Raw genomic sequence first — 20,902 nt, 5'->3', positions numbered from 1 at the left:
CCTGCGGCGGCGGTCCCCCTCCCCGTGGCTTCGCCACAGGGAGGATCACAAAAGGACAGGCTTGCACCGCTTGCCCGGCAACGCCATAGCGCGCCCATGCACGATATCCGCCTGATCCGGGATGACCCGCAAGCCTTCGACGTCGGCCTCGCGCGCCGCGGCCTCGAACCCCTGTCCGCCGCCATTCTGGCCGCCGACGCATCGGTGCGCGCGCTGCAGACCGAAATTCAGGCCTCGCTGGCGCGCCGCAACGAAGCTTCGAAGCTTATCGGCCAGGCGATGGCCAGCGGCGACAAGGACAAGGCCGAGGCGCTGAAGGCCGAGGTTGCCGAACTCAAGACGTCGCTACCCGCGAAAGAAGATGCCGAGCGCGAACAGCTGGCCGCGCTGCACGACAGGCTCGCCGCGCTCCCCAATTTGCCCGCCGCAGATGTCCCCGACGGCGAAGACGAGGACGGCAATGTGGAAATTGCGCGCTGGGGCACCCCGCGCAGCTTTGACTTCCCACCGCAGGAGCACGCCGACTTCGCGCCCGCGCTCGGCCTCGATTTCGAGACCGCGGCCAAGATGTCGGGCGCGCGCTTTGCGTTCCTGCGCGGCCAGATGGCGCGGCTCGAACGTGCGCTTGGGCAATTCATGATCGACAAGCAGACGATCGAGGCGGGCTACACCGAATGCGCCACCCCGCTGATGGTGCGCGACGAGGCGGCGTTCGGCACGACGCAGCTGCCCAAATTCCGCGAGGATCTGTTCCAGACCACCGACGGCCGCTGGCTGATCTCGACCTCGGAAATGAGCCTGACCAACGCGGTGCGCGAAGAGATTTTGCCCGAGGCCGACCTGCCGATCCGCATGACCGCGCTGACCCCCTGCTTCCGCTCCGAAGCCGGATCGGCGGGGCGCGACACGCGCGGCTATATCCGCCAGCACCAGTTCTGGAAGGTCGAGCTGGTTTCGATCACCCGTCCCGAAGACAGCGACGCCGAACTCGAACGCAAAACCCGCGCCGCCGAAACGATCCTCGAAGCGCTGGAGCTGCCCTATCGCAAGATGCTGCTCTGCGCCGGCGACATGGGCTTTGCGGCGCGCAAGACCTATGACCTTGAGGTGTGGCTGCCCGGACAGAATAGCTACCGGGAAATTTCGAGCTGCTCGAACTGTGGCGATTTCCAGGCGCGGCGCATGAACACGCGTTTCCGGCGCGAGGGCGCGAAGGGCAACGAGTTTGTCCATACGCTGAACGGGTCGGGGTTGGCCGTGGGCCGCACGCTGGTGGCGGTGCTGGAGAATTATCAGCAGGCGGATGGCAGTGTCATCGTTCCCGATGTGCTGCTGCCTTATATGGGCGGGATCACGAAACTGACGCCCACCAGATAATACGCGTCACCCCGGGCTTGATCCGGGGCCCATGCGGCCGCGGTGTCATGGACCCCGGATCAAGTCCGGGGTGACGAAGAAAGAGAGACCATAAACGTGCGCATCCTCCTCACCAACGACGACGGCTATTACGCCCCCGGCCTCGCCATTCTCGAAGCCATCGCGCGCCAGCTCAGCGACGACATCTGGGTGTGCGCGCCTGCCGAGGAACAATCGGGCGCCGGTCACTCGCTCACCCTGTCGCGCCCGGTGCGCATTCGCGACCATGGCCCGCAGCGCTGGTCGTGCAGCGGGACCCCGACCGATTCGGTGATGATGGCGATCAGCAAGCTGATGCCGGAAAAGCCCGACCTGATCTTGTCGGGCGTCAACCGCGGCGCAAATCTGGGCGATGACGTGACTTACTCAGGCACCGTATCGGCGGCGATCGAGGGCGCGCTGGCGGGCATTCTCTCGATTGCGCTCAGCCAGGTTTATGCCAAGGAAGGCATGGGCGACACCGTCCCCTTCGAGCCCGCAGAAATATGGGGCGCAAAAGTGCTGCGCCCGCTGCTCGCGATGGACATGGCGCCGCGCACGCTGATCAACATCAACTTCCCTGCGATCGCCGCCGCCGACGTCCGCGGTATCCGCGTCACCCGCCAGGGTTTCCACGATTATGGCCGCGGCTCGATCGTCGAGGGCACCGACCCGCGCGGTTACCGCTATTACTGGTTCGGGCTGCACGGCATCGAACATTCGCCGGGGCATGACAGTGACCTGGAGGCGATCGACGACCGCTATATCTCGGTCACCCCGCTCCAGCTCGATCTGACGCATGACGCGTCGCTGGCGGCGCTGCGTGGGGCTTATCATTCGGCGGGCTAGCCTTCGCCCATCGGCTTTGGCACAAGCACCACCATGAGCCGCAAGACCTCCACCAAACTGAAGCTGCACCACCGCTTCCAGCCGCTCAAACGCGCGAGCAAATGGCCGGTGTGGGCCGACGTCCTCGCGCGGCTCAGCCTCGCCTTTTTTCTGATCGGCATCGTCGTGCTGGTGCATTGGATCGACCGGGCAGGGCTGAAGGACAACCACGACGGCCACATCAGCTTTCTCGACGTCGTTTACTTCACGATGATTTCGGTGACGACGACAGGGTTCGGCGACATTCATCCGGTGTCCGACCGTTCGCGCCTGATCGAGGCGGTGATCGTCACCCCGATCCGCATCGCGGTGCTCTTTATCTTTGTGGGCACCGCCTATAACTTCGTCCTCAAACGCACATGGGAAAAATGGCGCATGGCCCGCATCCAGGCAAAGCTCACCGACCATATCGTTGTCCTCGGCTTCGGCGTCAGCGGCAGCGAGGCAGTGAAGGAACTGATCGCGCGCGGCACCGATCCGGCCTGCATCGTGGTCATCGACCAGTCGGCGTCGCGCATTGCCGAGGCCGAGGCGATGGGCTGCAACGTGCTGCAGGGCGACGCGTCGAACGACGACACGCTGATCGACGTCCATATCGCGCGGGCGCAATCGGTGCTGGTATCGGCGGGGCGCGACGACACGTCGATCCTGATGGTGCTGACCGTCCGCCACCTGTCGCCCAAGGTGCCGATCAGCGTCGTCATTCGGGCTCAGGATAACGAGTTGCTGGCGCGCCAGGCAGGCGCGAACAATGTCATCAACCCGGTCAGCTTTACCGGCCTGCTGCTCGCCGGATCGGCGCAGGGCGCGCATGTTGCCGATTATATGGCCGACCTTGCCAGCATCGGCGGACGGGTCCAATTGCGCGAACGTCCCGTCGCCGCGGAAGAAATCGGGCGGAGCATCGACCAGCTCGCCAGCGAAGGGCGCGGGCTGCGCATCTATCGCAGCGGCAAGCCCTTCGGCTTCTGGGAGCCCGAAGCGCAAAGCCTCGCCGTCGGCGACCTGATCGTCGAGGTTATCCGCTGCGAAGAGTGCGAAGCAAGCGTACCCGGCGGCTAACCTCGCCAGTAACGCCAACCCGCCCACAGCCACCCGATGATCAGCAACCCGCCGCCGATAGGCGTCACTGCCCCCAGCCAGCGCGGCGCGCCGAGCGCCATCGCATAGAGGCTGGCGGCAAAAATCGCCGCACCGACCAGCAACATGATCGCCGGTCCGCGCGCCACGCCCATGATCGCCAATGCGGCGACCGCGTGGATCAACTGATACATGCCGCCGGTGCGCAGCCATTCGGCCTCCTGCTGTCCCGCCGCGCCATGCGCGCCAAACGCCCCCGCCGCCACCGCAATCGCCGCTGAAACTGCCGCAAAGACCCCTATGCTCATCTGTCACCCTATCCGCTTGCAATGCCGCACCAATCCGCCAAGCTGTAAACCGATGACAGGGAGAAGGCGATGCCCCGCGACGTTCCGCTGCCCCAAGGGTTAAAGCCCCCTACCCGGCTGGCGCAGCTGGGCGAACTCACGCTGCCGTTCGACATGCTGCGCTACGGCCTGTCGGGCTATCACCTGATCGGCGCCCCGCGCGGAGACGGGCGACCCGTCGCGCTGCTGCCCGGTTACGGCGCCTCCGAACTCTCGATGCGCCCTTTGGAGGCATATCTGCGCCACCTGGGCTATCAGGTCCGCGACTGGGGCATGGGCCGCAACCAAGGCCGCGTCGCCGCCGACGTCGAACGCTTTGCGGCGCAGGCCGCCGAGTTGGTCAAGGCCGACGGCGCCCCGCTCACCCTGATTGGCTGGAGCCTTGGCGGCGTCATCGCCCGCGAAACCGCGCGCGCCTATCCCATGCTTGTCCGCGAGATCATCACCATGGGCACCCCGATCATCGGCGGCCCCAAATATACCGCGCTCGCGCAGCGCTTTGCGGGCCGCGATTTCGACGCGATCGAACGCGACATCCACGCGCGCAACCTGAAAGGCCTGACCCAGCCGCTGACGGTCATCTATTCGGACCGCGATGGCATCGTCGGGCCGGATATCGCTGTCGATATCTACAACGACCAGGCGCGCAACATCAAAGTCGACAGCACGCATCTGGGTTTGGGGATCAATCCGAAGGTCTGGCGGATCGTCGCAGATACGCTGGCGGGGAAATAACCAACGTCATTGCGAGGAGCCGAAGGCGACGAAGCAATCTCCAGCCATCGTCACTCCCCTTCGGCAGCTGGGGATTGCCGCGTCGCTTCGCTCCTCGCAATGACGCCAGAAGCGCCCGCGTGACAAACCCCAAAAAATCCCCTATGCGCGCCCGCAATCATGACAGTCAAAACCCTCCCCTCCCAGCCGAAGGTCGGCATGGTTTCGCTCGGCTGCCCCAAGGCATTGGTCGACAGCGAACGGATTCTCACCAAGCTGCGCGCCGACGGTTACGGCCTGTCGCCCGATTATGCGGGCGCCGACGTCGTGCTCGTCAACACTTGCGGCTTCCTCGACTCGGCAAAGGAAGAAAGCCTTGAGGCGATCGGCGAAGCGATGGCCGAAAATGGCCGCGTCATCGTCACCGGCTGCATGGGCAATGAAGCCGACGTCATCCGCGCGCGTTTTCCGAACGTCCTCGCGGTCACCGGCGCGCATCAGTACGAGCAGGTCGTCGATGCGGTCCACGACGCCGCGCCGCCGACCCAGGGGCCGTTCGTCGATCTGGTCCCCGAAGGCGGGCTGAAACTGACGCCGCGCCACTACAGCTATCTGAAGATCAGCGAAGGATGCAACCACAGCTGCTCCTTCTGCATCATCCCTGACCTGCGCGGTAAGCTCGTCAGCCGCCGCATCGACGCGGTGCTACGCGAGGCCGAAAAGCTGGTCGCTGCGGGGACCAAGGAACTGCTGGTGATCAGCCAGGACACCTCGGCCTACGGCGTCGACACCCGCCACGATCCGCGTCAGTGGAAAGGCCGCGAAGTCCGCGCCCATATGACCGACCTCGCGCGCGAACTCGGCCAGCTCCAGACCAGCGAAGGCCGCGCCCCATGGGTACGCCTCCACTATGTCTATCCCTACCCGCATGTCGACGCGGTGATCCCGCTGATGGCCGAGGGGTTGCTCACGCCCTATCTCGACATCCCCTTCCAGCACGCGAGTCCGAGCGTCCTCAAACGCATGAAGCGCCCCGCCAACGAAGCCAAGGTGCTCGAACGGCTGAAAAACTGGCGCGCCATCGCTCCCGACATCGCAATCCGCTCCAGCTTCGTCGTCGGCTTCCCCGGCGAGACCGAGGCCGATTTCCAATATCTCCTCGACTGGCTCGACGAAGCGCAACTCGACCGCGTCGGCGCCTTCCGCTTCGAACCCGTCGCCGGTGCGCAAGCGAACGCGCTCGACGATCAGGTTCCCGAGGAACTGAAGGAAGAGCGCTACCAGCGCATCATGGAAAAGACCGCCGCGATCAGCGCCGCCAAGCTCGAAGCCAAGATCGGCCGCACGATGCCGGTCATCATCGACGAAGTCGGCGAAGCGGATGAAGATGGCAGCATCGGCGCGACCGGCCGCTCACAAGCCGACGCGCCCGAAATCGACGGGCATGTCTATCTGCGCGATGTCGCCGCGACATTGAAGGCGGGCGATATCGTCGACGTCGCGATCGAGGATGCCGACGAGCATGATTTGTTCGGAGTAGTCGCCGCCTGAACCGTCGATTTGTTGGAACGGCCTTTACCGATTGGTGTTACCACGGGAACATCTATCGGGGGCTGAGGTATGCGGGCGATCAACTCTATAGCGGTAGCCGTAGCGGCGTTGGCCGCGCTCACCGCCTGCGACCGCCAAGTCGCCGTCGAACCGCCACCGCGCGCCACCGACAAGGCGCCCTCGCCGACGCAGACATCGCTCATCGCGGTGCCGATCAACGCCGACACCACCGCGCTCAAACAGGCGCTCGAACGCGCGGTGCCGAAGACGCTGTGGACGATCAACCGGCGCGAGCGCGCGTGCGTCAAGCCGCAGGAAGTCAAGCTGTTCGGCAAGGAGGTAAAGGTCACACCGCCGATCGCCTGCACCATCGTCGGACGCGTCACGCGCGGGCCGCTGCGCCTGCGCGGCGCGGGCGACGAGATCATCGTCGATGTGCCGCTGAGCGCCACGATCGCCGCGCGTGACGTCGGCGGGGTGTTGAAGGGTGAGACCGCGACCGGCGCGGCGATGGCGCATGCGCGGGTCAAGATCGACATCACCCCCGACTGGCGCACTCGCGGCACGGCGCGGATCAGCTATGGCTGGACGAAGGCACCGGGGATCGACTTTCTGGGCAAGCGCATCACCTTCACCGACGAGGCCGATGCCAAGCTGAAACCCGTCGTGCGCGACGTCGAGCGCGAGGTGAACCGCGAGATCGCCCGTATCGACATCCGCCAGCAGGCGTCCGAGGTGTGGCGCCAGAGCTTCACCGCGCTCGAACTCAACCGCGACAAGCCGCCGGTGTGGATGCGCGTGACCCCGCAGCGCATCCTCTATGGCGGATACCGGATGGAGGGGCAGCAGATGCGGCTGAACCTCGGGCTCGAAGCGATCACCGAGACCTTTGTGTCGGGTCGGCCCACCGATCCGACGCCGACGCCGTTACCGCGCATGGTTCGCGAAGCACCCAAACCGTTGCTCGACGTGCGGGTGCCGGTGCTCGCCGACTATGCCCAGCTTCAGCCCGTCGTCGATCGCGCGCTGCTGAAACGGTCGGCGCGGCCGTTCGTGTTGCCAAAGGTTGGGCCGATGACGGTCAAATTCGGCAAGTCGACCATCTATGGCGCGCCCGACGGGCGCATCGCTTTGGGCGTCGATGTCGCCATGCGGCTGGCCGACCGCAGCGGCGAGCCAACCCACGGCCGCATCTGGATGACCGCGGTTCCCAACAACAAGCCCGGTTCGGCCGAGGTGCATTTCACCAATTTGTCGATCAACGGCGATACCGACGGGGTCGGCGGCGACCTGCTGATCACGCTCGGCCAGAGCCCGGGCTTTGCCCCGCTGATCGCCGATGCATTGACCCAGAATTTCGCGCGCGATCTCGGCGAACTCCAAGGCAAGATCAAGCGCGCGGTCGATCAGCGGCGCGAGGGCGCCTTCGTCATCCGCACCCGCGTCGATGGCTTCGAGATTGGTCAGATCAAGGCCTATGGCAACGGCCTCTATCTGCCGGTGCGCATGGTCGGCGGGGCGAGCGTCGATTATCGCCCCGCAAAATGATCAAAACAGGCGCGTGATCCCGTAGAACGCCGCCGCGACGATCGCGCTCGCCGGGATGGTGATGAACCACGCTGCGACGACATTGCTGGCCACACCCCAGCGCACGGCGCTGGCGCGCCGCGCGACGCCGGCGCCGATGATGCTGCCGGTGATCGTGTGCGTCGTTGAGACCGGGATGCCGAGCAGGCTGGCGGTAAACACCATGATCGAGCCGCCGGTCGAGGCCGCGAACCCCTGATGATGCGACAGTTTGGTGATCCGCCCGCCCATCGTCTCGATGATCTTCCACCCGCCCGACAGCGTGCCCAAGGCGATCGCGACATAGCAGCTGAACGCCACCCAGTGCGGGACATGAAACTCGCCCTCCAGATAGCCTGTGGAGTAGAGCAGCACCGCGATGATCCCCATCGTCTTTTGCGCATCATTCAACCCATGACTGACCGAATAGGCTGCGGACGACAGCAAATGGAGGCGGCGAAAGGTCTTTTCGGCGAATTTGGCGGTGGCGCGGTGCAGCGCCCAGCTGCTGACCAGCATCACCAGCATCGCCAGCAACATGCCGAGCATCGGCGACAGGAAGATCGCGATGACGGTCTTGTTCAGGCCTGTCCACTCGATCCCCTCGAACCCCGCGTGCGCGACGCCTGCCCCGACGATGCCGCCGACCAGCGCGTGGCTGGACGACGACGGAATGCCTTTCAGCCAGGTGACGATGTTCCAGAACATCGCACCGACCAGCGCGCCGAACACGACCGCCGGGGTCACCAGATCCTTGTCGATGATCCCCTTGCCGATCGTCTCGGCAACCTTGTGCAGTTCGGGAAAGATGATCGACAGGAAATAGGCGGCGAAGTTGAAAAAGGCGGCAAAGACCACCGCCTGCACCGGACGCAGCAAGCGCGTCGCGACGACGGTCGCGATGCTGTTCGCGGCGTCGTGCAGCCCGTTCAGGAAATCGAACGCCAGCGCCAGGATGATAAGGCCGACGAGGAGCGGGAAAGCGAGTTCGTGCATGGTTTGCGCCCCCGCTTATGCGTGGTCGATGACCAGGCCGTCGATCTCGTTCGCGACATCCTCGAAGCTGTCGGTCACGCGCTCCAGATGACGATAGAGTTCGCGCCCGATCAGGAAATGGGCGCTGTTCGACTGCCCATGTTCCTTGAACAGGCGCTTCAGGCCGGCAGCGTGGATTTCGTCCGCATGGCCTTCCATCCGCACCAGCCGCTCCGTCAGTTCGTGCAGGCGCGTTGCGTTGGCGGAGATATTGCGGAGCAGCGGCAGCGCCTCGGCGGTCAGCCGCGCCGCATCGACGATGATGCCGCCAATGTCGCGCATTTCGGGCTCGAACTGGGTGACATCGTAGAGGTCGACGGCGCCCGCCGTTTTCTGCATCTCGTCAATCGCATCGTCCATCGACGCGATAAGGCTGGTGATGGCGCTGCGGTCGAACGGGGTCAGGAAGGTGCGACGGACGGTCTGCAACACTTCGCGGGTGATCGCGTCTGCGTCATGTTCGCGCTCGATGATTTCCTGGACATGATCGGCCATGCCTTCGCCGCCCTGCAACATGCGCGACAGCGCATTGGCGCCCGCCACCAGCGTTGCAGCATGGCTTTCGAACAACTCGAAAAAATTGCCCTGTCGCGGCAGCAATCGCTGAAACCATGCGAACATCCGGCTTACCCCTGCTTTCTCGACTACATCCAGAACGACGCTGCGCGGTGAGGCGACGGCGCGGAAGCCGCCATCGCCAAACGAGCGGATCAGCGCCTGCAAATCGGGCTCCTCGACCGCCGAGGCGGCATCGCGGAACGAGAACCATTTGCGCTCGCGTTCGTCCATTTCCTTCCACTCGGCCAGCTCATTGGTCACCGCCAGCGGAAAGACTTCGACATTGTACATGATCGCGGCGCCGTTCGCCCGGCGTTTGCGATATTCATAGCTGCCGATCGGGGTCGGACACACGGCGCCGGTAACCCCTGCCTCTTCTTCGGCCTCAACCGCGGCAGCGGCATGACGCGTCATCCCGGTGAGAGGATTGCCCTTTGGCACCACCCAGCGCTTGGTCTCGCGCGACGTGATGAGCAGGATTTCGGTCGGCCCATCATGCGCGGCACCGCTGAAACGATAAGGAAGGACGGCGATCTGACGCATTGCTCCAAGCTTTCGTGCAGTCATCGCCGGAACAGCAAAATGACAGAATCGTTGCGCATCTATGACAATAGTATGACAGTCACAAGCACGGCGTTTGCGCCAACACTTTCCGTAAACGTCAATTCGATTGCAAAATGAAACGTGGTGCGTAAGCTGGCGTCAAACATAGTCGGGAGACAGGATCATGGCAGGCACGGCGACGATGGAACGCCCCGCAGACACGAAGGCTGCACCGGTCGATCAGGATGTGCTGATCGTCGGCGCCGGAATTTCGGGCATCGGCATGGCCGTTCACCTTCAGCAATATAGCCCTGACCGAAGCTTTGGGCTGGTCGAGCGCCGCGCCAATCTGGGCGGTACATGGGATCTGTTCCGTTATCCCGGCATCCGATCGGACAGCGACATGCACACGCTGGGGTTCGTGTTCGAACCGTGGAAGCATGAAAAGACGATCGCCGACGGCCCCGCGATCCTCGAATATCTCAACCGCATCGTCGACGAACGCCATATTCGCGAGCGCATCCGCTTCGACCGCAAGGTTGTCGGCGCCGACTGGGACAGCAGCACTGCGCGCTGGACGGTGACGCTGGAGGATGCCGCGGGCGGCACGTCGACGACGACCGCGCGCTGGCTCTACCTTGGCGCGGGCTATTATGATTATGACGAGCCGTTCGACGCCAATTTCACCGGCCGCGAGGATTTTCAGGGGCAGATCATCCATCCGCAATTCTGGCCCGAAAATCTCGACTATGCGGGCAAGAAGGTTGTTGTGATCGGATCGGGTGCCACCGCGGTGACGATCGTCCCGTCGATGGCGGACAAAGCCGCGCATGTGACGATGCTGCAACGCACCCCGACGTGGTTTTTCATCCGCCCGGCGAAGGACGCGCTGGCCAATTTCTTGCGCAAAGTCCTGCCCGAAAAGCTCGCTTACCGCATCACCCGCTTTAAAAATGTGAAGCTGCAGGACATCGGCTTTCGCCGCGCGCGCGAAAAGCCCGAGAAGGTCAAGGAGTTCCTCTCCGGCAAGATCAAGGACGCGCTCGGCGACCGCTATGACGCCAAGAGCTTCACCCCGCCATACAACCCGTGGGACCAGCGGCTGTGCCTGGTTCCCGACGCCGATTTCTTCAATGCGATGAAGGCCGACAAGGCGTCGGTTGTCACCGATCATATCGAACGCTTTGACGCCACCGGCATCCAGCTCAGGTCGGGCCAGCATCTCGACGCCGACATCATCGTCACTGCGACGGGCCTTAAACTGGCGGTCGCAGGCAAGATTCCAGTGCGCGTCGATGGCGCGCTCGTCGACTGGAGCGAACATTTTTACTACAAGGCGTGCATGTTCTCGAACGTCCCCAATTTCTCGGCGGTGTTCGGTTACCTCAACGCCAGCTGGACGCTACGCGCCGACATCGTCGCCGAATATGTCTGCCGCGTACTCAACCACATGCAGGCAACCGGCACGACCGTCGCGACCCCCGCACTCGCCGACCCGGCGACGCTGACCGAAGAGAATATCTTCGACTTCTCGTCGGGCTATATCCAGCGGTCGCTGCACATCATGCCGAAAAACGCCGACAAGCTGCCGTGGCGGCTCAACCAGAATTACATCCAGGACCGCATCGACATGAAGACCGGCGCGATCGACGATGGCGTGCTGACGTTCGGCAATGCGCGGGCCGTGGCAGCGGCACCTGCCGAACTGGAGGCGGCCGAATAGCGGCCCCTAACCGTTGACGATCATCCCGCCATTGGGATGCAGCACCTGCCCGGACATGTAACTGCTGTCATCGCAGGCGAGAAACAGGAAGCAGGGCGCGACTTCATTCGGTTCACCCGGCCGCTTCATCGGGGTATCCTCGCCAAAGGTCGCAACCTTGTCCGCAGGGGCGCCACCGCGCGGATTGAGCGGGGTCCAGATCGGCCCCGGTGCCACGGCATTCACGCGAATGCCCTTCCCGACCAGATTTTCGCTGAGCGAGCGGGTGAAGGCGGTGATCGCACCCTTGGTTGCGCTATAGTCGAGCAACCCGCCCGATCCCTGGTACATGGTAACGCTGGTGCAATTGACGATCGCCGCGCCTTTGCCAAGATGCGGCAGCGCAGCCTGCACCAGATAGAACATCCCGAAGATGTTGGTGGCAAAGGTGCGTTGCAACTGGTCGGGGCTGATGTCGCGAATGTCCTCGGCGGGGTGCTGCTCCCCGGCGTTGTTGACGAGGATGTCGAGGCGGCCGAGCTTGGCGACCGTTTGCGCGACGATCTTTTCGCCCGATTTTTCCTTGCCGACGTCGGCCTTGATCGCGATCGCGCGGCGGCCCTCGCCTTCGACGATCGCCACGGTAGCCTCGGCATCCTGCTTGTTGCTCAGATAAACGATCGCGACATCGGCGCCCTCGCGCGCGAACAGCGCACAAACCGCGCGCCCGATGCCGCTGTCACCGCCGGTGACAATCGCCACTTTGCCTTCGAGCCGCCCCGACCCCGGATAGCGCGGCTGCCATTTGGGGGCGCGGTCGAGCTCGGCCTCGCGATCGGACAGCGGCTTGGAGATCGTCTTGCCTCGCCCAACTTCACGGCGCAGCTTCGTCGCGGCCTTTGCTTTTCCCTTCTGCTCTTTCGGGCTCTCGCCGACCTTCCCGGCTTTCGACTGTTTTGCCATGTCTTTGTCCTTCGATCTCAATTGATGGGGAGGAAGTCGCGTTTGAATTCCGGCTTCACCGCTCCAACCAGCGCCGCGGTCACCGGGACATTGATCTTGTAGCTGCCCTCGGCAAACGGGCCGATCTCGTAGGGAGCGATGGCGATGGTCATGCGGTCAAGATGGCGACCGTCCGACGAGCCGAGCCATACCGTCTGCGCCGATGCGGGCGGGCATTCGCCGAAGGGGCTGTCCGGTGCTTCTTCCGCGACGATGCCCTTCGCTGCCTTGGCGCGCTTGATCCCGGCACAGAACGGCTCGCGGATCGCGGCGTCAAACGCATCGCCGCTGGTGAACAGGTCGAGCGGCTGAAGCAGCTTCGCCCGGTTGCGGTCCCAGAGCAGTGTGGCAAAGCTGGTCATCCCGTGCGCGCCGCCGGTGTAGGTCTGAATTTCCGCCGACAGGCTCAGGAAGCGCGGCGTGTTCGTGACCCGTTGCCAGGTCTGGAGATGGCTGTGCGCGCGATAAGGAAACCCCGCCTTCTCTGCCGCGGCCTTGTCGCGCCGGGCTGCGGCGATCAGCGCGTCACGCCTCGTCCCGCGGTCGTTGTCGAGCCACGCGGCAAGGTCCGGGATCGTCGCCGCCTCGCGCGGATAGGCATAAGCAAAGTCGAAAACGTCATTGCTCTCCTTGACGTTCGATGCCGCGGCGTTTTTCGCGTTCGCATCGGCGACGCTGCTAGGCGGTGCTCCGGGGACCGCAGCGGCGGCAGCCTTCTCGGCGGGCGTCGGCGCATCTTCGCCGCAGCTAGCAAGGAACGCGGCGCCGGTCAGGAGCAGCAGAATGGAGCGGAGCGATGTTGCAGGCGTCATCACAGCATAACGCCGGGAATCGACAAAATATCCATGGCGGCCTAGCACCATCGGCATGACCGACTATTCCGATCTGATCCAGCCCGACAAGGGGCAGGACGCCCGCCCGATCCACCTCGTCGATAAAAAGGGCTATGACGAATGGCTGAAGGGCCGCAGCGCCCGCGAGCGTGCGCACCTTGCCGCGGTGGGGTTCAAGCCCGACGCCTATGTCCACGCAATCCTGCCGGGTGACGACCCGGACAAATGGGCCGTCGTAACCACCGTAGCCAAAGTCGACAGCCTGTCGGCGTGGTGTCTCGCCAAGCTGGGGCAGATTCTGCCCGCCGGACGCTATCGGCTCGAAGGGCAGCAGCCGGGCAAAGCCCTGTTCGGCTGGATGAGCGCGCAATATCGGTTCGATGCTTACCGATCGAAGGTCGAGACCAAGGGGCCGCGCGTGCTGCTGACCACCGATGTCGGCCCGATCGCGCCGATGGTGGCAGAGGTGCGCGCGACCGCGCTCGTCCGCGACATGGTCAACACCCCCGCCGCCGACATGGGGCCGGCGGCAATCGAGAAGGCGGCCGAGCGGATCGCCAAGGTGCATGGCGGCAAGCTGACCGTCACCAAGGGCGAAGCACTGGAACAGGGTTATCCGATGATCCACGCCGTCGGACGCGCCGCGGCCAAGCATCACGCCCCGCGCCTGATCGAGATCGAATGGGGCAAGGATAGCGACCCGCGCGTCGCGCTGGTCGGCAAGGGTATCAGCTTCGACAGCGGCGGGCTCGACATCAAACCCGCGTCGGGGATGCGCCTGATGAAGAAAGACATGGGCGGCGCCGCACATGTGCTGGCGCTTGCCGAACTGGTGATGGCGAGCGGCCTGCCCGTGCGACTACACTGTCTGGTCGCGGCGGCGGAAAATGCGATTTCGGCGGATGCGTTTCGTCCCGGCGACGTGCTGAAAAGCCGCCTCGGGCTGACGGTCGAGATCGGCAACACCGACGCGGAGGGTCGGCTGGTGCTGGGCGATGCGCTGGCGAAGGCGGGCGAAGCCAAGCCCGAACTCATCCTCGATTTTGCAACGCTGACCGGCGCCGCGCGCGTTGCGCTGGGCCCCGACCTGCCCCCGCTGTTCACCAACGACGATGCGCTCGCCGAAGCCATGCTGAGCGCGGGGATCGACCGCGACGATCCGCTGTGGCGGATGCCGCTGTGGGATGGCTATGCCGATTTGCTCGAAACCGACGTCGCCGATCTGGGCAACGCGGGCAGCTCGGCCTTCGCCGGGACGATCACCGCGGCGCTGTTTCTCAAACGCTTTGTGCCAGAAGGTGTGGCGTGGGCGCATCTCGACACCTTTGCCTGGCGCCCGTCGGCAAAGCCCGGACGACCCAAGGGCGGCGCGGCGCTGGGATTGCGCGCCGCATGGGCGATGCTGCAAACGCGCTACGACCGGCGCGGGAAAATCTGAACTTTCTTGATAAAGCGGGGCCGGCTGGTCTAATGGCGCGCAATTGTGCGCCGGGGGCGCGGACCAGCTATTTACGGGACGACAGGTGACAGCTCAAAGCGGCGACAATTTAGCGGCCAACCGCGTCCGCATGGGCCGCCCCGGCGCCGTCGGCGCGGGCCGCGACCGCTTTGGCCTGACCGGCACGTCGCAGGGCTATGACCCGCGCATCGTCGCCATCCGCCCCGATCTGGCCGATATTGCCGTGGCTGGTCAGCATTTTGCCCCCCATTATGCCGCGCCGATGATGCGCAGCGGCGTGTTGCCCGCCGCTGTTTTGCGCGGATCGCCATCACTCGACGCCGAGCAAACGAGCGAATTGCTGTTCGGCGAGGGCTTTGCGCTGCTCGACTTGACCGGCGGCTGGGCGTGGGGATATTGCCTCGCCGACCATTATGTCGGCTATCTGTCCGCCGATGCGCTCGCCGCCCCGATTGCGCCGACGCACCGCGTCGAGATGATCGAAGCGATCCTGCATAATGCCCCCGATGCCGCGAGCGGCGGCCCCGCCGTCCTGCCGCGCGGCGCGCTGGTGATGGGCGAGGTCGAGGGCGAGTGGCTCGCCACCGCGCATGGCTATCTGCCGCTCGCCGCACTGGTCGAGGTCGGCAGCGAAGATGCCGACCCTGCCGGACGCGCCGAGGAACTGATCGGCACCCCCTATTTGTGGGGCGGCCGCACGTCGAAGGGCATCGACTGTTCGGGGCTAGTCCAGCTGAGCTGGGCCGCTGCCGGGGTGCAGTTGCCGCGCGACAGCGATTTGCAACTTGCGGCTTTGGGCGCGGACAAAGATGTCGACCCGGCGGCGCTCGCACGCGGCGATCTGGTGTTCTTCCCCGGCCATGTCGGGATCATGGCGGACGGCGAAAACATCATCCACGCCAGCCGACGATGGATGGCAGTGAAAACAGAACCGCTGGCCGACGTCATCGCGCGTTCGGCCGCCAAGGATCATAATCCGCCGGTGAGCGGATATAAACGACTGCGATAAATCATGACACAAACGGTCTTCATCGACGGCGCGGCGGGAACGACGGGCCTGGAAATTGCCGAGCGGCTGGCGGGGCGGAGCGAGTTTTCGCTGCTCGCGATCGACGACGCGCGGCGCAAGGATGCTGGCGCGCGGCGCGAGGCGCTAAACGACGCCGATTTCGTCATCCTCTGCCTGCCCGACGATGCCGCGCGCGACGCGGTGGCGATGATCGGCAATGACCGCACCCGCGTCATCGACGCGTCGACCGCGCATCGCGTCGCGCCCGGCTGGGTCTATGGCTTTCCCGAGGTGAGCGGGCATGACGCCGTTGCCAGCGCGGCACGGGTCAGCAATCCCGGCTGCTATTCGACCGGCTTTATCGCGCTGATCGCGCCACTCGTTCGCACCGGGCTGCTCCCTGCCGACTGGCCCTATGCGTGCAACGCGGTCAGCGGCTATTCGGGCGGCGGCAAGGCGCTGATCGGGCGCTTCGAGCAGGACCGCGACATTGCCTGGCGCGGCTATAGCTTGGGCCTAGGTCACAAGCATGTGCCGGAGATGCAAGCGCATTGCGGTCTATCGATCGCACCGCTGTTCTCGCCGTCGGTCATCCCCGCGCATCGCGGTATGGTCGTCGATGTCCAGCTGCCGCTGGCGGCGATGCCCCATGCTGGCTCGCCGGATGCGCTGCGCGCCGCGCTCGCCGATTTTTATGCCGCCAGCCCGGTCGTGGTGATGGGCGAGGCGCCGACGGACGGCGAAATGCTGCTCCGCGCCTCGGACGCGGGGGACGACCGGATCGAACTGTTCGTGTTCGGCAATGCCGACGCCAGTCAGGCGCGCCTGATCGCGCGGCTCGACAATTTGGGCAAGGGCGCGAGCGGTGCGTGTGTGCAGAATCTCAACATCATGGCGGGATTGCCCGAAACGGCGGGCTTGCGACTATAACCCCCAACTCGTCATCCCGGCGAAGCTGATTACGGGCGACCGTCGTGCGTTCAATGCACCGTGTCTAGCACATCCTCGGCCGCCAGATAGGTGATCAGTCGTTCGATCTGGCGCCAGCGCGCAAAATGGACGTGATTGCCCAACACCCGATATTGTTCGGCGCGCGCAGCCGCGGCGAATCCCGCCTCCTCGCCATGCATCCGGATGAGCGCATGGGCGTCCTCGACCGCAGCGCGATCAGTCAGAAATGGTGCAGGCAGGTGCATGGAATCCCCGTCTTTGCCTTGGAGCCGCTGTCCTAAAGCGCGCGCCTCACCGCGCCGTTCCCAACCGTGATGAAGATTCCGGTAAGGTTAATGCTGGTCCTAGCGGCGTTAACCACAAGCGCGATTTCGGCAGGCGCGTTTCGCCCCTTTGCCGCCGCGCTTCGTCCGTGTAGATAAGGGCGATGCGCAAGATCCTGAAATATGTCGCCCTCGCCCTGTTGCTGCTGATCATCGTCGGCGGCGTGACGCTTTACATCATGTCGAGGCCCGACGTGGCGCGCTTCTCTACCGCTGAGCTCAGCGGCCGGGTGCCGGTAATGGCGTCGCAAAAGACCGAGACATTCCCGACCATCAACGTGCCCGAAGTCACCGGGTGGCCCGCGGGTCAGGCGCCGCGCGCTGCACAAGGTCTGGCCGTCGCCCGCTTTGCCGAGGGGCTGGATCACCCTCGCACCATGCTCGTGCTGCCCAATGGCGACGTGCTGGTCGCCGAAGCGCAAAGCCCGCCGCGCGACACGTCGGGGATCGAGGGCAAGATCATGGGCCGCCTGATGAGCAAGGCGGGCGCCGGGGGCGTGTCGGCCAATCGCATCAGCCTGCTCCGCGACGCCGACGGCGACGGACGGGCCGAGGTCAAGACCGCCTATATCACCGGACTCAACTCACCCTATGGCATGGCGCTGGTCGGTGACACGCTGTACGTCGCCAACACCGATGCGCTGCTCGCCTTCCCCTATGTGGCGGGCGAGACAAAGATGAGCGGCAAACCGGCGAAAATCGTTGATCTGCCAGCAAAAGGCACCAACCGTCATTGGACTAAAAGTCTGGCCGCTGCACCCAATGGCTGGCTTTACATTGGCGTCGGCGCCGACAGCAACATCGGCGAAAAGGGCATGAACCGCGAATTTCGCCGCGCCAGCGTGCTCGAAGTGCGTCCCGATCAGAAATATGTCCGCACCTTTGCCTCGGGCATCCGCAATCCCGTCGGGCTGGGCTTTTATCCCGGCAGCGACCGGCTGTGGACGGTGGTCAACGAACGCGACATGCTGGGGAGCGATCTGGTTCCCGACTATCTGGCCGATGTAACCGAGGGCGATTTTTACGGCTGGCCCTGGTATTATTGGGGTGGCTTCGTCGATCCGCGCGTTGAACCCGAGGCTGAGGATCGCCGCCAATATGTCAAGCGTCCTGCCTATGGCCTGGGCGCCCACACCGCACCGCTCGGCATGACCTTCACTCAGGGTCTCGACCTGGGTGAGCGCTGGGCGAACGGCGCGCTAATCGCTTTGCACGGGTCGTGGAACCGCGAACCGGCCGCGGGATACAGCGTCGTGTTCGTCAAGTTCGGCGCCAACGGCAAACCGGTCGATGCGCTGCCCGTCACCCTGCTCGACCGTTTTCTGGCGTCCGATAACAAAACCGCCCGCGGTCGCCCCGCCGATGTAAAGGTAGCAAAGGACGGCAGCGCGCTGGTCGCCGACGATAGCGGCGGGGTTATCTGGCGGGTGCAAAGACTGGTTAAGCCCTTGTATCCGTAAGGTGGAAACGCGCGATCAGATGGTCGCGCACCGCCGGGTCATCGGACAGCCCTATTGCCTGCTCAGCGCTCGCCCGCGCTGCCTCGTGATTGCCCAGCGCCCGCATGACGGCGGCATGTGCCGCCCAATAGGGTTGATGGGTGCGCAGACGTTCGCTTGGCAGCCGAGCGAGCGCGGACGCCGCCGCTTCGGCCTGCCCGTCGTCGAGCAGCGCCGCGACGCGGCCAATGCTGGCACCGAAGCTGGGTGCACGATCGACGAGCAGGTTGTACAAGCCAACGATAGCGCCGGTGGGCACGGCGCGGCCGAACGCCCGCTGACTATGAGCGGATTGAATCGCGGCCTCGCACTGAAAGCGCCCAAACCGGGCGTGACGCGACGCGGCGATCAACAGCGCATCGCCCGCCTCGATCAGCGCTTTTGACCACAACGACACATTCTGGTCTGCCAGTGGGACGAACCGGCCAGCAGCGTCGCGCCGCGCCGGTCGCCGGGCTTCGCAAAACAGCATCAGCGCAAGCAGTCCCTCGGTTTCGGGTTCGCCGGGCAACAGATCGACGAGCAGCCGGGCGAGGAATATCGCTTCTGCCGAAAGGTCATCGGCGGGCGTGGCGCCGACCCAAAAATCTTCCCAAGCGAGCCCAAAGGCACTGTAAATCGTTTCAAGCACCGGCGGCAGACGCTCGGCAAGCCGCTCCGGATCGGGCACGGCAAAGGCGATGCCTGCCGCGCGGATCTTTGTCTTTGCCCGAACAAGCCGCTGACTCATGGTAGCCGGGGCGACAAGAAAGGCCCGCGCGATACGCGCCGCGTCAAGACCCAGAACGGCCTGCAACATCAAGGGCGTTCGCACCCCGGCGTCGATCGCGGGATGCGCACAGACAAACAGCAATTTGAGCCGCTCGTCAGGGAATTCTTGCGACTTTCCGGTCACTTCCTGTTCCAGCATTCGCAGATCCTCGGCGTAGCCGGCGGCACGGCCGTCGCGGCGGTAGCGGTCGATCGCATAGTTGCGCGCCGCAGTTACCAACCAGCCGACGGGATTGGCCGGAATGCCTTGCTCCGGCCAGCGTTGTAACGCTGCGAGCAAGGCATCCGACAGCGCGTCTTCCGCCCCGGCAATATCGCCAAAACGCGACGCCAATATGGCCACCAGTCGGCCATAGGCGTCGCGCGCGGCGCGTTCGACCGCAGCAACCGCTGCACTCATGCCGCGTTCGGCGGCGGCATCACCGGACGGATTTCGACCGAAGCAGTCACCGCCGACGGCGCCTGCGCAGCCCAGGCGAGTGCCGCATCAAGATCGTCAACCTCAATGACGAAATAGCCCGCCAGCTGTTCCTTGCTGTCTGCGAACGGGCCGTCCTCGACAATTTGCTCGCCATCGCGGATCCGCACGGTGGTCGCCGTTTCGGGCGGCAACAGGCCGTCACCATTTACGACGATACCGGCCGCCGACATCGCGCCGATGAATGCATTCCAGCCCGCCCAATAATCGTCGGCCCGCGCAGGATCGCTTCGATCAGCAAAATCGGCGGCGGTTTCGTTCAGAATCAGCATATATTGCATGAGAATTTCCTTTTTAAACATCACGCGCCGTCAGGCGAGGTGGCCCGCGATGCGCGCGCGGCGCGCCCACAGGGTGAGGATGAGCATCAACATGGCCGACGAGCCGACGATGGCAATGGTCGGGGCGCCAAAGGCGGCAAACACGCCGAACCAGATGTCCCCGATGACCAGCAGCACAAAAGCTGCGAGAGAGAGCGCCAACAGCGGCATGGCGACCGGCCGTTTGAGCGCCAGCAACAGGCAGGCCGCTGTCCCCGCAAACACCGCGACCGCAAAGGCGGCGGTCATCCATGTCGGCAGCCCGGCGTAAAGATCGGCCTGCGCCGCGGTCATGCCCTGCGCCATCAGCGACGCGGGGCTGGCCCGATATTGCACGGCAAACTGAACGATACCGAACGCATTCCATGCGGCACCGGCAGCCGCCACGACCCGCAGCGGGACGATCGGCGGCGACGCAATGGCCAAATTTGTCATGGCAGTCCTCCATCAAGACGAAGGACTGCATCATGCCGTCCTTCACCCCCATGACGACGGTGCCGCGACAATTTCGACATCCTCCGAAAAAAAGATCGGAGGCGGCGGCGGACTACACCCGCATCGGCATCAATACATAGAGCGCAGGGCTTTTTTCGCTTTCGCGGATCAGCGTCGGGGCGTTGGCGTCGGCCAGATGCAGTTCGACGCTATCGCCATCAACCTGGCCCAGAATGTCGCTGAGGTAGCGGGCGTTAAAGCCGATTTCCATCGCTTCGCTGTCATAAACCGCCGCGACCTCTTCCGCGGCGGTGCCGTTTTCGGGGCTCGTCACCGACAGCGTAATGCGGTCCTTGTCGAGACCGACCTTGACCGCGCGGGTCTTTTCGCTGGCGATCGTCGAAACGCGGTCGACGCCCTGATACAGGCTTTTCGGATCGACC

General features: G+C 64.6%; 20 protein-coding genes and 1 pseudogene (1 of these 21 running past the window's edge). 11 read left to right on the top strand and 10 right to left on the bottom strand.

Annotated elements, in window-relative coordinates:
• Window positions 1-96: 96 nt before the first annotated feature.
• The 3 genes from serS to B4F07_RS01030 all read left to right on the top strand — a co-directional run bounded on the left by serS (window position 97) and on the right by B4F07_RS01030 (window position 3,345).
• On the top strand, window positions 97-1,377 hold the full coding sequence (gene serS / locus B4F07_RS01040) for a serine--tRNA ligase (protein WP_293703555.1): 1,281 nt from the start codon (window positions 97-99) through the stop codon (window positions 1,375-1,377).
• 96 nt (window positions 1,378-1,473) lie between these two features.
• Window positions 1,474-2,244 (top strand): 5'/3'-nucleotidase SurE, encoded by a 771-nt coding sequence (gene surE / locus B4F07_RS01035; protein ID WP_293703558.1) that lies wholly within the window; start codon window positions 1,474-1,476, stop codon window positions 2,242-2,244.
• 33 nt (window positions 2,245-2,277) lie between these two features.
• Entirely contained in the window at window positions 2,278-3,345 is a 1,068-nt protein-coding gene (locus B4F07_RS01030) for a potassium channel family protein (protein WP_293703561.1), read from the top strand.
• On the opposite strand, the gene B4F07_RS01025 is transcribed toward B4F07_RS01030, so the two are convergent.
• On the bottom strand, window positions 3,342-3,671 hold the full coding sequence (locus B4F07_RS01025; protein ID WP_293703564.1) for a DUF423 domain-containing protein: 330 nt from the start codon (window positions 3,669-3,671) through the stop codon (window positions 3,342-3,344). The two genes, B4F07_RS01030 and B4F07_RS01025, sit on opposite strands and share 4 nt — an antisense overlap.
• A 69-nt stretch (window positions 3,672-3,740) precedes the next feature.
• Between B4F07_RS01025 and B4F07_RS01020 the strand changes: the two genes are divergently transcribed.
• The 3 genes from B4F07_RS01020 (at window position 3,741) to B4F07_RS01010 (ending at window position 7,523) form a co-directional block, all read left to right on the top strand.
• On the top strand, window positions 3,741-4,445 hold the full coding sequence (locus B4F07_RS01020; RefSeq protein WP_293703566.1) for an esterase/lipase family protein: 705 nt from the start codon (window positions 3,741-3,743) through the stop codon (window positions 4,443-4,445).
• Between the two features lie 159 nt (window positions 4,446-4,604).
• Window positions 4,605-5,975: a 30S ribosomal protein S12 methylthiotransferase RimO gene (gene rimO, locus B4F07_RS01015; protein ID WP_293703569.1), complete on the top strand. Its 1,371-nt coding sequence runs from the start codon at window positions 4,605-4,607 to the stop codon at window positions 5,973-5,975.
• 69 nt (window positions 5,976-6,044) lie between these two features.
• Complete coding sequence (locus tag B4F07_RS01010) at window positions 6,045-7,523, top strand: DUF4403 family protein (RefSeq protein ID WP_293703572.1); 1,479 nt, start codon at window positions 6,045-6,047, stop codon at window positions 7,521-7,523.
• Here B4F07_RS01010 and B4F07_RS01005 read toward each other — a convergent pair whose 3' ends face one another.
• Complete coding sequence (locus B4F07_RS01005; protein ID WP_293703575.1) at window positions 7,524-8,537, bottom strand: inorganic phosphate transporter; 1,014 nt, start codon at window positions 8,535-8,537, stop codon at window positions 7,524-7,526.
• Window positions 8,538-8,552: 15 nt separating this feature from the next.
• On the bottom strand, window positions 8,553-9,677 hold the full coding sequence (locus tag B4F07_RS01000; protein WP_293703578.1) for a DUF47 family protein: 1,125 nt from the start codon (window positions 9,675-9,677) through the stop codon (window positions 8,553-8,555).
• Window positions 9,678-9,861: 184 nt separating this feature from the next.
• On the opposite strand from B4F07_RS01000, the gene B4F07_RS00995 reads away from it, so the two are divergent.
• On the top strand, window positions 9,862-11,400 hold the full coding sequence (locus tag B4F07_RS00995) for a flavin-containing monooxygenase (RefSeq protein ID WP_293703581.1): 1,539 nt from the start codon (window positions 9,862-9,864) through the stop codon (window positions 11,398-11,400).
• 6 nt (window positions 11,401-11,406) lie between these two features.
• On the opposite strand, the gene B4F07_RS00990 is transcribed toward B4F07_RS00995, so the two are convergent.
• Together B4F07_RS00990 and B4F07_RS00985 are read right to left on the bottom strand one after the other, a co-directional pair.
• Window positions 11,407-12,342: an SDR family oxidoreductase gene (locus B4F07_RS00990; RefSeq protein WP_293703584.1), complete on the bottom strand. Its 936-nt coding sequence runs from the start codon at window positions 12,340-12,342 to the stop codon at window positions 11,407-11,409.
• Between the two features lie 17 nt (window positions 12,343-12,359).
• Complete coding sequence (locus B4F07_RS00985; protein ID WP_293703587.1) at window positions 12,360-13,193, bottom strand: DUF4163 domain-containing protein; 834 nt, start codon at window positions 13,191-13,193, stop codon at window positions 12,360-12,362.
• Between the two features lie 55 nt (window positions 13,194-13,248).
• On the opposite strand from B4F07_RS00985, the gene B4F07_RS00980 reads away from it, so the two are divergent.
• From B4F07_RS00980 to argC, 3 genes are all read left to right on the top strand, one after another.
• Window positions 13,249-14,652, top strand: a complete 1,404-nt coding sequence (locus B4F07_RS00980; protein ID WP_293703590.1) for a leucyl aminopeptidase family protein — start codon at window positions 13,249-13,251, stop codon at window positions 14,650-14,652.
• 85 nt (window positions 14,653-14,737) lie between these two features.
• Complete coding sequence (locus B4F07_RS00975) at window positions 14,738-15,682, top strand: C40 family peptidase (RefSeq protein WP_293703593.1); 945 nt, start codon at window positions 14,738-14,740, stop codon at window positions 15,680-15,682.
• 3 nt (window positions 15,683-15,685) lie between these two features.
• Window positions 15,686-16,612, top strand: coding sequence for an N-acetyl-gamma-glutamyl-phosphate reductase (gene argC / locus B4F07_RS00970; RefSeq protein ID WP_293703596.1), 927 nt, complete (start codon window positions 15,686-15,688; stop codon window positions 16,610-16,612).
• A 50-nt stretch (window positions 16,613-16,662) separates the two neighbouring features.
• On the opposite strand, the gene B4F07_RS00965 is transcribed toward argC, so the two are convergent.
• Complete coding sequence (locus B4F07_RS00965; RefSeq protein ID WP_293703599.1) at window positions 16,663-16,878, bottom strand: hypothetical protein; 216 nt, start codon at window positions 16,876-16,878, stop codon at window positions 16,663-16,665.
• 182 nt (window positions 16,879-17,060) lie between these two features.
• On the opposite strand from B4F07_RS00965, the gene B4F07_RS00960 reads away from it, so the two are divergent.
• Window positions 17,061-18,416: a PQQ-dependent sugar dehydrogenase gene (locus B4F07_RS00960; protein WP_293703602.1), complete on the top strand. Its 1,356-nt coding sequence runs from the start codon at window positions 17,061-17,063 to the stop codon at window positions 18,414-18,416.
• Here the strand turns inward: B4F07_RS00960 and B4F07_RS00955 are convergent.
• The 4 genes and pseudogenes from B4F07_RS00955 to dnaN all read right to left on the bottom strand — a co-directional run.
• The gene (locus tag B4F07_RS00955) at window positions 18,397-19,626 is read right to left on the bottom strand and encodes an RNA polymerase sigma factor (RefSeq protein ID WP_293703605.1); all 1,230 of its coding nucleotides are present in this window, start codon (window positions 19,624-19,626) and stop codon (window positions 18,397-18,399) included. The two genes, B4F07_RS00960 and B4F07_RS00955, sit on opposite strands and share 20 nt — an antisense overlap.
• Window positions 19,623-19,985, bottom strand: coding sequence for a YciI family protein (locus B4F07_RS00950; protein WP_293703608.1), 363 nt, complete (start codon window positions 19,983-19,985; stop codon window positions 19,623-19,625). Before B4F07_RS00950 ends, B4F07_RS00955 begins: the two co-directional genes overlap by 4 nt.
• A gap of 30 nt (window positions 19,986-20,015) precedes the next feature.
• A complete protein-coding gene (locus B4F07_RS00945; RefSeq protein ID WP_293703611.1) occupies window positions 20,016-20,459 on the bottom strand; it encodes a hypothetical protein in 444 nt (147 codons plus the stop codon).
• Between the two features lie 112 nt (window positions 20,460-20,571).
• Window positions 20,572-20,902, bottom strand: a pseudogene (dnaN, locus tag B4F07_RS00940) (DNA polymerase III subunit beta); it runs 742 nt beyond the window's last position.

The organism is Sphingopyxis sp. UBA6723 (assembly GCF_002454115.1).
Lineage (GTDB): Bacteria > Pseudomonadota > Alphaproteobacteria > Sphingomonadales > Sphingomonadaceae > Sphingopyxis.
Note: the sequence above shows the minus strand (reverse complement) of the source record. Positions and strands in the feature narration are given on the sequence as shown.

Bases quoted from the DNA above. Each gene is read 5' to 3' on its own strand.
- serS (WP_293703555.1), top strand. From the start codon at position 97: ATGCACGATATCCGCCTGATCCGGGATGACCCGCAAGCCTTCGACGTC.
- B4F07_RS01030 (WP_293703561.1), top strand. From the start codon at position 2,278: ATGAGCCGCAAGACCTCCACCAAACTGAAGCTGCACCACCGCTTCCAG.
- B4F07_RS01025 (WP_293703564.1), bottom strand. From the start codon at position 3,671: ATGAGCATAGGGGTCTTTGCGGCAGTTTCAGCGGCGATTGCGGTGGCG.
- B4F07_RS01020 (WP_293703566.1), top strand. From the start codon at position 3,741: ATGCCCCGCGACGTTCCGCTGCCCCAAGGGTTAAAGCCCCCTACCCGG.
- rimO (WP_293703569.1), top strand. From the start codon at position 4,605: ATGACAGTCAAAACCCTCCCCTCCCAGCCGAAGGTCGGCATGGTTTCG.
- B4F07_RS01010 (WP_293703572.1), top strand. From the start codon at position 6,045: ATGCGGGCGATCAACTCTATAGCGGTAGCCGTAGCGGCGTTGGCCGCG.
- B4F07_RS01005 (WP_293703575.1), bottom strand. From the start codon at position 8,537: ATGCACGAACTCGCTTTCCCGCTCCTCGTCGGCCTTATCATCCTGGCG.
- B4F07_RS01000 (WP_293703578.1), bottom strand. From the start codon at position 9,677: ATGCGTCAGATCGCCGTCCTTCCTTATCGTTTCAGCGGTGCCGCGCAT.
- B4F07_RS00995 (WP_293703581.1), top strand. From the start codon at position 9,862: ATGGCAGGCACGGCGACGATGGAACGCCCCGCAGACACGAAGGCTGCA.
- B4F07_RS00990 (WP_293703584.1), bottom strand. From the start codon at position 12,342: ATGGCAAAACAGTCGAAAGCCGGGAAGGTCGGCGAGAGCCCGAAAGAG.
- B4F07_RS00985 (WP_293703587.1), bottom strand. From the start codon at position 13,193: ATGACGCCTGCAACATCGCTCCGCTCCATTCTGCTGCTCCTGACCGGC.
- B4F07_RS00980 (WP_293703590.1), top strand. From the start codon at position 13,249: ATGACCGACTATTCCGATCTGATCCAGCCCGACAAGGGGCAGGACGCC.
- argC (WP_293703596.1), top strand. From the start codon at position 15,686: ATGACACAAACGGTCTTCATCGACGGCGCGGCGGGAACGACGGGCCTG.
- B4F07_RS00965 (WP_293703599.1), bottom strand. From the start codon at position 16,878: ATGCACCTGCCTGCACCATTTCTGACTGATCGCGCTGCGGTCGAGGAC.
- B4F07_RS00960 (WP_293703602.1), top strand. From the start codon at position 17,061: ATGCGCAAGATCCTGAAATATGTCGCCCTCGCCCTGTTGCTGCTGATC.
- B4F07_RS00955 (WP_293703605.1), bottom strand. From the start codon at position 19,626: ATGAGTGCAGCGGTTGCTGCGGTCGAACGCGCCGCGCGCGACGCCTAT.
- B4F07_RS00950 (WP_293703608.1), bottom strand. From the start codon at position 19,985: ATGCAATATATGCTGATTCTGAACGAAACCGCCGCCGATTTTGCTGAT.
- B4F07_RS00945 (WP_293703611.1), bottom strand. From the start codon at position 20,459: ATGACAAATTTGGCCATTGCGTCGCCGCCGATCGTCCCGCTGCGGGTC.